Annotated in this window: 10 protein-coding genes; 8 read left to right on the forward strand and 2 right to left on the reverse strand. The window is 71.8% G+C overall.

What is annotated here, in order from left to right:
* Nucleotides 1-154: 154 nt before the first annotated feature.
* The 8 genes from ACZ4Z5_RS30225 to ACZ4Z5_RS30260 all read left to right on the forward strand — a co-directional run bounded on the left by ACZ4Z5_RS30225 (nt 155) and on the right by ACZ4Z5_RS30260 (nt 9267).
* Entirely contained in the window at nt 155-1306 is a 1152-nt protein-coding gene (locus tag ACZ4Z5_RS30225) for an XdhC family protein (protein WP_468268745.1), read from the forward strand.
* A gap of 343 nt (nt 1307-1649) precedes the next feature.
* The gene (locus ACZ4Z5_RS30230; RefSeq protein WP_468268749.1) at nt 1650-2207 is read left to right on the forward strand and encodes a TetR/AcrR family transcriptional regulator; all 558 of its coding nucleotides are present in this window, start codon (nt 1650-1652) and stop codon (nt 2205-2207) included.
* Nucleotides 2204-3097: an aldo/keto reductase gene (locus tag ACZ4Z5_RS30235; RefSeq protein WP_468268752.1), complete on the forward strand. Its 894-nt coding sequence runs from the start codon at nt 2204-2206 to the stop codon at nt 3095-3097. The genes ACZ4Z5_RS30230 and ACZ4Z5_RS30235 overlap by 4 nt, the downstream gene beginning before the upstream one ends.
* A gap of 107 nt (nt 3098-3204) precedes the next feature.
* Nucleotides 3205-4224 (forward strand): NADPH:quinone reductase, encoded by a 1020-nt coding sequence (locus ACZ4Z5_RS30240; protein WP_468268755.1) that lies wholly within the window; start codon nt 3205-3207, stop codon nt 4222-4224.
* A 366-nt stretch (nt 4225-4590) separates the two neighbouring features.
* Nucleotides 4591-5775, forward strand: coding sequence for a glycoside hydrolase family 6 protein (locus tag ACZ4Z5_RS30245; RefSeq protein WP_468268758.1), 1185 nt, complete (start codon nt 4591-4593; stop codon nt 5773-5775).
* Between the two features lie 240 nt (nt 5776-6015).
* On the forward strand, nt 6016-7236 hold the full coding sequence (locus ACZ4Z5_RS30250; protein WP_468268761.1) for a cytochrome P450 family protein: 1221 nt from the start codon (nt 6016-6018) through the stop codon (nt 7234-7236).
* Between the two features lie 59 nt (nt 7237-7295).
* On the forward strand, nt 7296-7823 hold the full coding sequence (locus ACZ4Z5_RS30255) for a SixA phosphatase family protein (protein WP_468268764.1): 528 nt from the start codon (nt 7296-7298) through the stop codon (nt 7821-7823).
* 511 nt (nt 7824-8334) lie between these two features.
* The gene (locus tag ACZ4Z5_RS30260; protein ID WP_468268767.1) at nt 8335-9267 is read left to right on the forward strand and encodes a class I SAM-dependent methyltransferase; all 933 of its coding nucleotides are present in this window, start codon (nt 8335-8337) and stop codon (nt 9265-9267) included.
* A gap of 148 nt (nt 9268-9415) precedes the next feature.
* Here ACZ4Z5_RS30260 and metF read toward each other — a convergent pair whose 3' ends face one another.
* Both metF and ACZ4Z5_RS30270 read right to left on the reverse strand, forming a co-directional pair.
* The gene (metF, locus tag ACZ4Z5_RS30265) at nt 9416-10297 is read right to left on the reverse strand and encodes a methylenetetrahydrofolate reductase [NAD(P)H] (RefSeq protein ID WP_468268770.1); all 882 of its coding nucleotides are present in this window, start codon (nt 10295-10297) and stop codon (nt 9416-9418) included.
* A partial coding sequence (locus ACZ4Z5_RS30270) for a vitamin B12 dependent-methionine synthase activation domain-containing protein (protein ID WP_468268773.1) occupies nt 10294-11240 on the reverse strand: 947 nt, incomplete at its 5' end. The genes ACZ4Z5_RS30270 and metF, both read right to left, overlap by 4 nt.

Genomic DNA, 11240 nt, shown 5'->3' on the forward strand with positions numbered 1-11240 from the left:
GCCCTCCACCGTCCCTCCTTTTTTCTCTCCCTACCCCCCCACAGATGACTTCTTTCCTTTTCCCCCCCCCCCCTGCCCCTTCCCCTGGGCTCCCCCCCGCCCGGGCCGGGCCCGGGTTCCTCCACGCATCCCCCAGACCCTTGAGGAGACCGACATGCTGGACATCGCCGACGAGCTGAACCGGTGGGTCGAGCAGGGCCGTGACTTCGCCGTCGCCACCGTGGTGGCCGTCGGCGGCAGCGCGCCCCGTCAGCCGGGCGCCGCCCTCGCCGTCGACAGCGAGGGCACGGCGATCGGTTCGGTCTCCGGCGGTTGCGTGGAGGGCGCCGTGTACGACCTGTGCCGGCAGGCGCTCGAGGACGGGCAGTGCGTCCTCGAGCGCTTCGGGTACAGCGACGAGGACGCCTTCGCCGTGGGCCTGACCTGCGGCGGCGTCATCGACATCCTCGTCACCCCGGTCCGTGCCGACGCCGCCGCCCGGGACGTGTTCGCCGCCGCGCTCTCCGCCGCCGCGTGCGGCGGGGCGGCGGCCCTCACCAGGATCACCGACGGTCCGGCCGAACTGATGGGCCGCGCCCTCCTCGTCCGTCCCGACGGCTCGTACGAGGGCACCCTCGGCGGTCACCCCGGACTGGACCGCACCGCCGCAGCGGACGCCCGGGCCCTGCTGGACGCCGGCCGCACCGGCACCGCCGTGATCGGCGAGGACGGGTCGCGCTGCGGCCGGCCCCTCACGCTGCTCGTCGAGTCGAGCGTCCCCCCGCCCCGCATGATCGTGTTCGGCGCCATCGACTTCGCGTCCGCGCTGGTGCGCGTCGGCAAGTTGCTCGGCCACCACGTCACCGTGTGCGACGCCCGGCCCGTCTTCGCGACCCGGACACGCTTCCCGGAAGCCGACGAGATCGTCGTCGACTGGCCCCACCGGTACCTGGAGTCGACCGAGGTGGACAGCAGGACCGTGCTCTGCGTCCTCACCCACGACGCCAAGTTCGACATCCCCCTCCTCCGGCTCGCCTTGAGGCTTCCCGTCGCCTACATCGGCGCGATGGGCTCCCGCCGCACCCACGAGGACCGCAACAGACGTCTTCGCGAAGCCGGCGTCACCGAACCCGAGCTCGCGAGGCTCCGTTCGCCGATCGGGCTCGACCTCGGGGCCCGTACGCCCGAGGAGACCGCCCTGTCGATCGCCGCGGAAATCGTCGCCGACCGCCGCGGCGGCAGCGGTATCTCCCTGACCGGCGCGCACACACCGATCCACCGTGACGTGGTGCCTCCGTCCGTCCACAGCGTCGGCTCGGCCGCCTGAGGCACGTACGGCCGCCGCCCGGCAACACTCACCTGTTCCCCGGTCCCGAGCCGGATGCCGGGGGCACGTCCGAAGTCCCACCGGTCTACCCAGGCTCATGCCGCCCTTCCGCCGACTGGCCAACGGCATGCTGCCGAAGGCCGACTTCCCCGAACTGCTGCTGCAGCGGTCCGGCCCGGAGCCGTGCCCACGCCTCCGGGCCGGACCGTTTTGTACCCATCGCGAGCAGGCCCGGTCGTCATGACCGGGCCTGCTCGTATGACACGCACCCACCACAAACAGAACCGTAATTCTGTTAGTGTCTCCCATAAGTGGAACAGAGATTCTTTTTGTGGGAGGTGTGGTGCCTCGGCTCACCGACGCGCGCAAGGAACTCCGGCGTACTCAGATCGCCGAGGCCGCCGTCCGCTGCTTCAGCCGCAGCGGCCTGGAGCGGACCTCGATCGCCGACATCACCGCCGAGTCCGGCCTCTCGGCCGGCTCGATCTATGCGCACTACCGCAACAAGGCCGACCTGGTCCGGGTCGCCGCCCGCGCGGTGCTCGCCAAGCGCGCCGATGTCCTCGGCGAGTACGCCGCGGCCGACGCCCCACCCGGCCCCGACGAACTGCTCTCCCGCCTGATCGCCGCGATCGACCCGGCCGAGGCTCGGGTCGGCGTGCAGACCTGGGGTGAGTCGACCACCGACCCGGCCATCCGCAGCATCGTCGTCGACATGACCGACCGGATGCGCGCGATGCTGCACGACTGCGTCACGGCCTGGCTCGTCAAGGTCGAGCACCATGAGCCGCCCCAAGCCCGGGAGCGCGCCACTCCGATCGCCCACCGGGTCATGGCGCTCTACCAGGCCGAACTGCTGTACACCGCCTTGCGAACACCGACCGAGGAGACAGCGTCGTGATTGCTGCGACCGCTTCGTTAGCCACCCGCGCCGTTTTCCGGATCGGCTACGGCGCATTGCAGCTCGAGCGGCTGCACGACCGCCGCGGCGAGGCCGTCGCGCTGCTGCGCCGCGCGGTCGAGCTGGGCGTCGACCACGTGGACACCGCCGAGTTCTACGGCTTCGGTTTCGCCAACGACGTGATCCGCGAGGCACTTCGCCCCGAGGACGACGTCCTGGTCGTCACGAAGGTGGGGGCTGACCCCAACCCTGGCGGGCACCTGCCGCTGCGTCTGGCACAGCGTCCCGAGCAGCTGCGCGCCAGCGTCGAGGACAACCTGCGCAGCCTCGGCGTCGACCGGCTCGCGGTCGTCAACCTCCGCCGCCTGGACACCGGCCCCGGGCTGCGTCCCCAGGGGGACCAGGTCGTCGATCTCGACGACCAGCTCGCAGTGATGACCGCCTTGCGCGACGAGGGCAAGATCGGCGCGATCGGCCTGAGCAGCGTCACCCTCGACGGCCTGCGCCGTGCCCTGCCCGCCGGTGTCGTCTGCGTGCAGAACGCCTACAGTCTCGTCTCCCGCGACGACGAGGACATGCTGCAGCTGTGCGCGGCCGAGGGCATCGCCTGGGTGCCGTTCTTCCCGCTCGGCGGGGCCTTCCCCGGCCTGCCCAAAGCGACCGGCGAGCCAGCGGTGCACGCCGTGGCCGAGTCCCTGGGCGCCACGCCCTCCCAGGTCGGCCTCGCCTGGCTGCTCCACCACGCCCCGAACGTGCTGCTCATCCCGGGCACCGCCAACGCCGCCCACCTGGAGGCCAACATCGCGGTCAGCGAGATCACCCTCGACGCCGCGACCCTCGCCACCCTCGATGCCATCGAGTCCCGCTCCAACGACGTCCCCATCGGCTGACCGGAACCAACGCGACCCGGCTCGCGACCACACCACACGCCGGACACCCTGACGGACCGCCAGGCCACGCCGGGAAAACCCGCTCTACCAGGCTCCAAGGACGGATCATGAAGGCCATCATCTACCGCGACAACGGCGCCCCCGACGTTCTGCAGTTCGTCGACCGCGACCTGCCGGCGCCCGGCCCCGGCGAGGTTCGCGTCCGGGTCGCCGTGTCCGGGGTCAACCCGACCGACTGGCAGGCACGCTCCGGCGCCGGCCACCCCAAGCACTTCTTCGAGGTCACCCCGCACCTCGACGGCGCCGGCACGATCGACGCCGTCGGCGAGGGCGTCGACCAGAGCCGGGTCGGTCAGCGGGTCTGGCTGTTCATGGCCGCCGCCGGGCGGCCCACCGGCACCGCCGCCGAGTTCACCGTCGTGCCCGCCGAACAGGCCGTGCCGCTGCCCGACGAGGCCGGCTTCGACGTCGGCGCCGCACTCGGAGTCCCCGCACTGACCGCGCACCGCGCGCTCACCGTCGCTGAGGACGGCCCGCGTCGGCTGCGGCCCGGGGCACTCGACGGGAGGGTGGTGCTCGCCGCGGGCGGGGCCGGAGCGGTCGGGCACGCGGTGATCCAGCTCGCCCGATGGGCCGGCGCCACCGTGATCAGCACGATCAGCAGCCCGGAGAAATCCCGGCTGGCCACCGCCGCCGGAGCCCACCACGTGATCAACTACCGCGAGGGCGACCCGGCCGCCGAGATCCGCAAGATCGTCCCGGACGGCGTCGACATCGTCGCCGAGGTGGCCCTGGGCACGAACCTCGCACTGGACCTGGCCGTGCTGCGAACCCGCGGCACGATCTCGACCTACGCCAACGACGGTGGCAGGCCAGTCGAACTGAACGTGCTGCAGAACATGGTGCTGAACACACGCTTCCAGTTCCTGGTGCTCTACACGGCCGGTCCGGAGGCACGTACCGCGGCCGTCCAGGACGTCGCCGCCGCAGTGCGCGACGGCGCGCTGCCGGTCGGCGAGAAGCACGGCCTGCCGCTGCTCCGCTTTCCCCTCGACCGCACCGCCGACGCGCACCGAGCGGTCGAGAGCCGCGCGGTCGGCAAAGTCCTGGTGGACGTCACCTCCTGACGTCCAGTCGCCCACCGCGCGCCCTCCCGCCGCCCAGGGGAACCCGGCATGGGGCGGCCGGGTGCCGACCACCCCACTGCCCGCGGCCTGGTCCTGGAGATGCCCGCCAGGCCCCTGCCCGGCCTGTACGACCCCACCGGCCCCGGCAAGCTGCTGCCCCAAGGGCCATGTCGCAGGTCACCGATCGGCGTGGTGCCCTGCCGGCAGATGACGCGGACCGTCACGGGGGCGGCGCCCCGAGTCGTGTGCGGGCCTCGGGGAGCCCGGCGCGTCGGCTTGACGCGTCCCTGATCCTGCCGCAAGGGTTCCTCTGGACCTCTGTTCGAAGATGGTGCCAAGTTGCCTTAGTCATCGAGGAGTTGAACCATGCGCCCGAGCCGCCTCGCAGCGGTCGTCGTCTCGTTCGCCGCTGTTCTGTCGGCGTCCGCCCCGGCTGCCGCCGGGCCGCAGGCCGTCGGCTCGGCGGCCACAGCCGGTACGGCCCGTTTCTACACCCCGGCTGCCAATCCGGACGCCCACCGCCAGATCGAGGAGCTCACCGCGCAGGGCCGGACCGAGGACGCGGCCCGGATCTCCGCGATGATCAGGACTCCGCACGCCGTCTGGTTCGGTGACGAGAAGCCCGCCGATGTGGAGGGCCAGGTGCGTGCGGTCGTACAGGACGCGGCAGCGAAGGGGACCGTCCCCGTCATCGCCCTCTACGACATTCCCGGCCGCGACTGTGCCAGTTACTCGGGCGGCGGTGCCTCCACCACCGCCGAGTACCAGGCGTGGGTCGACGCCGTCGCCCGCGGTATCGGCAGGCAGCGGGCCATGGTCGTGCTGGAACCCGATGCGCTGGCGCTGCTGCCGGCCGACTGCGGTCAGGACGACGCCCAGGGAACCCGGACGGCGGCCCGGTACACCGAGGTCAACTACGCCGTCGACACCCTCGAACCGCTCAGCCGCACCAAGGTGTACCTCGACACCGGTCACGCCGGCTGGCACACCGTGAACACCATCGTGCCCCGTCTGATCAAGGGCGGGATCGCCGACGCCACCGGCTTCCACACCAACGCGTCCAACTACCGCACCGACGACGACAACGCCTGGTACGGCAAGCTCGTCTCCTCGTGCCTGGCCTACGCCGACAAGGGCGGCAACACCGCCGAATGCCCCAACCAGTGGTGGCCGCGGGCGGACGCCCAGGCCTGGCTGGACACCCATGTGACCGCCGACCCGGCCACGATGAAGCACTTCGTCACCGACTCCAGCCGCAACGGCCAGGGTCCCTGGACCCCGCCGGCCGGGAAGTACAGCGACCCGCAGGACTGGTGCAACCCGCCCGGCCGGGGCCTCGGTGCCCGGCCCACCGCCGCCACCGGCGACCCGCTCCACGACGCCAAGCTGTGGATCAAGATTCCGGGCGAGTCGGACGGACTGTGCCTGCGCGGCACCGCCGGACCGCAGGACCCCGAGCGCGGCACGGCCGACCCCAAGGCGGGCGAGTGGTTCCCGGAGCAGGCCCTCGAACTGGTCCGGCTGGCGAACCCCGCGCTTCCCGCCGCGTAGTTCCCCGGATCCCCGCTCCCGGCCCCTCACTTCCGTACGCGCCGTGGAGTACCGGTGACCGTCACCGGCCGGCCCTCGTCGCCCCGTTCCCCCCGGGCACGAGGGCCGGCCTCTCTCCGGGGCCGCGGGCCGCCGGTCAGACTCGGCCGGGACGGAGGCCGACAATCGACGTGCCCAACTCTGCTGCCGCTACGATCAGTTGGTTCACAGCCGTACCCCGTTCACGGCAGGAGCCGGCCCATGGAGCAGCAGCACCCCGTCGTCCTCGACCCCGCCGGCCGCGACCTCCACGGAGAGGCCGACCGGCTCCGTGCACTGGGCACGGCCGCCCTCGTCGAAATGCCCGGCGGCATCCGGGCCTGGGCACCCACCGACTTCCAGGTGCTCAAGCAACTGCTGGCCGACGACAGGGTGTCCAAGGACCCCGACCGGCACTGGCCCGAATGGATCAAGGGTGAGCACCGTGACGGCTGGATCCACACCTGGGTCGGCGTCACCAACATGTTCACCGCCTACGGCGCCGACCACCGGCGGCTGCGGAAGCTGATCGCCCCGGCCTTCACCAAGCGGCGCACGGACGCCCTCCGTCCCCGCATCGAGGAGATCACCGCCGAACTCCTCGACCGGATGGCCGAGACCCCGCCGGGCGACGTCGTCGACCTGCGCACCGCCTACGCGCACCCGCTGCCCATGAGGGTGATCTGTGAACTCTTCGGCATCCCCGAGGAGAACAGGGCCGACAGCACCCGTCTCGTCGAGGAGATCTTCGACACCACGGTCACCCCCGAACAGGCGCTGGCCACCTGGAACGAGGTGCACGAACTCCTCGCCGGACTCGTCGCCCTCAAACGCGAGCAGCCCGCCGACGACATGACCAGCGTGCTGATCGCCGAGCGCGACGAGGAGGGCTCCCGGCTCAGCGAAGCCGAACTCATCGGCACACTGCTGCTCATCCTCGGCGCGGGCCACGAGACCACCGTCAACCTCATCGGCAACGCCGTGCACGCCCTCCTCACCCACCCCGAGCAGCTCGCCCGCGTCCTCGACGGAGCGATCCCGTGGGCCGACGTCGTCGAGGAAACCCTGCGCTGGACGCCGTCCGTCGCCAACCTGCCGCTGCGCTACGCCGTCACCGACATCGAACTCCCCGACGGCATCACGATCCCGCAGGGCCACCCCATCCTCGCCGCCTACGCCGCAGCCGGCCGGGACCCCCGCCGCCACGGCGGCACCGCGGCCGTCTTCGACCTCACCCGCCCTGACAAGGAGCACCTCGCCTTCGGTCACGGCGTCCACTACTGCGTCGGCGCCCCCCTCGCCCGCATGGAGGCCGCCATCGCGCTCCCCGCCCTCTTCGAACGCTTCCCCGGCCTGAGCCTCGCCGAGGACCGGGGCCCCGCCGAGTACATCGAGTCGTTCATCGCGCACGGCTTCAAGGAACTCCCGGTGCGCCTCGGGTGACCCCGGCCGGGGCGCCGATGACCAGGGCGCCGACGGCCCGGGCGTGCGAGGCTGGGGGCATGGATCACCGTCCAACGGATGGGCGTGCGCCCGCCCGCCTCGTACTGCTCCGCCACGCCAAATCGGCCTGGCCGCCGGACGTCGCCGACCATGAACGTCCCCTCGGGCCCCGCGGGCTCCGCGACGCACCCGCCGCCGGACGGCGCCTCCAGGACATGGGCCTGATGCCCGACCTCGTGATCTGCTCCACCGCCCTGCGCGCCAGGGAGACCTGGTCGCTGGCCGCCGCCGGACTGTCCCCCGACCCTCCTCCCGCCACCTACGACGAGCGCGTCTACGCGGCGGACCCGGAGGATCTGCTCGACGTGCTCCACGAGGTGCCCGCGGAGGTCCGCACCCTGCTGCTCGTCGGCCACAACCCGGGTCTCGAGGACCTGGCCTTCACCCTGACGGGTGGCGCCCGTGTGGGGGAGAAGTTCCCGACGTCCGCGATCGCCGTCCTCGACCTGCTGGTTCCCTGGTCCGGCCTCGCCCCCGGTACGGCCCGGCTGACGGACTTCGCGGTCCCGCGCGGTACCAAGTCCTGACCTCGTCGGTCTGCCCGGGACCGGCGCGCCGGTCTGTCCGAGCCCGCTCCGCCTGCCTGCCGGGCGCACCCGCCCCCGTCGCCGCGCCGTACGTCAGCGGCGGTTCCTGAAACGGCCCACTGCGTACCACACGCCCAGGGCCACCAGGGCGGCGAGGAACAGCAGCGGCACAGCGGCGCCGATGATACGAGCGGGGGTCATGCGTGCCTCCGGTGGTGCGTGCGGCCCGTACCCGAGCGGGCGGCCGGCACCAGGACAACGAGCGAGCCGGGGCCGCGTCCCGGGACGTCGGGACGGGTACCACGCATGGCGCAGCCATAATCGGCCACGGCGCCGTGAACTCGCCGGCGTCACCCGGGCGTCACTCGTCGCACCACCGCGAACACTCACGCGAGCGGCGTTCGCGGCCGGGCACCGACTGCCGAGGTCGGGGGCTTCTGCCGATTCCGCCCCATCGACAGTGGGGCAGATGCCTCTGCCGGGATCACCCCGTCTGCATTACCCTCTGCGTGTGGTCGACTACGACGAGTGTGACGCCGTCGGCGAGATCGTGGCGGCGGTGCGGGCGGTCTACGGGCCGCTCGACCTCAGTTCCGTCCCGTCGTTCGCCGGCGGGTTCATCAACTTCGGATACTGGGACGGAATTCAGCTCGACCGTCCGCTCACTGCCGATGACCGCGTCCGCAGTGAAGAGGACCTCTACCGCCGGGTGTTGAGGGAGCTGGCAGTCGACGGCGCTCCGGCACGCTCCCTGGAGGTCGGATGCGGGCTGGGTCTCGGGTGCGCCCTGGCCCTGCGGGAGTTCGGATTCGAGTCCGTGGCCGGAATGGACATCCACCCGGACCAGTTGCAGCGAGCCCGTCGAGCCAATGCCGACCTGCTCGCTCAGGCTCCTCGGCGGCTGCGGTTCGCGCGTGGTGCGGCCGAACGCATGCCCTTCGGCCAGGGCGAGTTCGACTGCCTGTACTCGGTGGAGGCCGCTCAGCACTTCCGAGACCTCGCCGCGTTCGCCCGCGAGTGTGCCCGGGTGCTGCGCCCGGGTGGCCGGATGGCCGTCACGAGTTTCTTCCTGCCCCATGGTGCCGACGACGCGGCGGAGCGTCTGGCCGAGCGTCTGGAGAGCTTCGCCACGGGCCTGGACGTGGCCCATCCGCTGTGCTCCCTGGTCGAGGCACTGGAATCGGCCGGATTCACGGACGTTTGCACCACGTCCATCGGGTTGTCCGTCTGGCCCGGGCTCGACCGCTTCCTCGCCGGGCTCGACCTGCCGGTCACGTGGCCGCGGAACTTCCTCCGGACCTACCGCGAGGGCCTCCTCGACTACTACGTGATCACGGCGCGGCGCCCCGTGGTGCACGCCGAGGACGCCGTGCACCACGAGCCGTCGACGGATCGCGACCGCCTCCTGCCCCCCGCGCGCGAGAAGAGACGCACCACCCCATGAACCCCACCGTCCCCCGCGGGGCGACTGGCCGGAGAGGTCCGCGTGATCACCGGAGCCGCCTCCGGTGTCGGCAATGCCAGGGCTCGTCTGTGGGACTGACGGTTCCCGGAACCGGACGACGGTGGTGCCCGGTGCTGTTGGTGCTTCCTCAGAGGGTCGCCTCCGACCGAGGCCGCACCGGGGGGCCGACGGCCCGGTGGATGTCGAGCGCGGCGGAGGACCGGTTGAGGGTGATGTAGTGGAGGCCCGGCGCGCCTTCGGCCAGAAGCCGCTCGGCCATGGCGACGGCGTGGTCCACGCCGATCCGGTACGCGGTCTCCGGGTCGTTCCTCGCCGCCTCCAGGAGGTGTGCCAGGTCCTCGGGGAAGGCGGCGTCGCTCAGTTCGGCGAAGCGGCGGATCTGGCGTACATCGGTGGCCGGCATGATCTCCGGGATGATCGGGGTGTCGCAGCCCGCCGCGGTGACCCGGTCGCGCAGCCGCAGATAGTCCTCGACGTGGAAGAACATCTGCGTGATGGCGTAGTCGGCCCCGGCCCGGCACTTGGCCACGAAGTGCCGGATGTCGCTCTCCCAGTCGGGGGACCGCGGATGGCGTTCCGGGAAGGCCGCCACTCCGACGGTGAAGTCGCCGAGCTCCCGTACCAGTTCGACCAGCTCACGGGCGTGGCTGAGACCCTGCGGGTGCGGGATCCAGGGGCCGCGCGGATCGCCGGGCGGGTCGCCGCGCAGAGCGAAGACGTCACGGATGCCGGCGTCCGCGTACCGGCCGATGATGTGCCGCAGTTCGGCCACCGAGTGGCCGACCGCGGTGAGATGGGCGACCGGCCGCAGCGTGGTCTCCGCGGCGAGGCGCTCGGTGACCCCGACCGTACGGTCACGGGACGCTCCGCCGGCGCCGTAGGTGACGGACACGAAAGTGGGGGAGAGGGCCTCCACCCTGCGGATCGCGTTCCACAGGGTGCGCTCGCCCGCCTCGGTCCTCGGAGGGAAGAACTCGAAGGAGAAACTGGGTACCGATCCGGGGATCACGCTCGTCCTCCGGCGTTGAAGTAGCTCGCCTCGGGGTGGTGGACGACGATCGCGTCGGTGGACTGCTCGGGGTGGAGCTGGAACTCGTCGGAGAGGATCACGCCGATCCGTTCCGGCTGGAGCAGTTCGGCGATCTTGGCCCGGTCCGCCAGGTCGGGGCAGGCCGGGTAGCCCAGCGAGTAGCGGCAGCCCTGGTACTCGGTCCGGAGCATGCCGTCCAGATCACCCGGGTCGGCGGCGGACAGACCGAGTTCGGTGCGGACCCGGGCGTGCCAGTACTCGGCGAGGGCCTCGGCGAGCTGGACGGAGAGGCCGTGGAGTTCGAGGTAGTCGCGGTAGGAGTCGGCCTGGAACAGTTCGGCGGTGGCTTCGCCGATCCTCGATCCGACGGTGACGACCTGGAGGCCGACCACATCGGTCTCTCCCGATTCCTCGGGGCGGAAGAAGTCGGCCAGGCAGAGCCGGCGGCCGCGGCGCTGGCGGGGGAAGGTGAAGCGGGTCCGTTCTATGCCCTGCTCGTCGAGGATGATCAGGTCGTCGCCCTTGGAGACGCAGGGGAAGTAGCCGTGCACCACCGCGGCTTCCAGCATCCGTTCGGTGTGCAGCCGGTCCAGCCAGCCGCGGAGTCGCGGTCCGCCCTCGGAGTCGATCGTCCTACGGTCCTTGAGCCCCCATTGGCCTTTGAAGAGGGCGTCTTCGTCGAGCCAGGTGGCGTAGTCCTTGAGGGGGATGCCCTTGATGACGCGGGTGCCCCAGAAGGGCGGGGTGGGGACGGGGTTGTCGGTGGCGACGTCGGAGCGGGTGCTGCCCTCCTCCCGGGTCTCGTCGCTCACGGCGGCGGTGGTGGTGGTGGTGGTGCGGACGCGGCGTTGCCGGAGTTCGGGGAGGGCGGCGCCGGGGACGCCGCGTTTGACGGCGATGAGGGCGTCCATCAGGCGCAGGC

Source organism: Streptomyces sp. NPDC030222 (assembly GCF_055573115.1).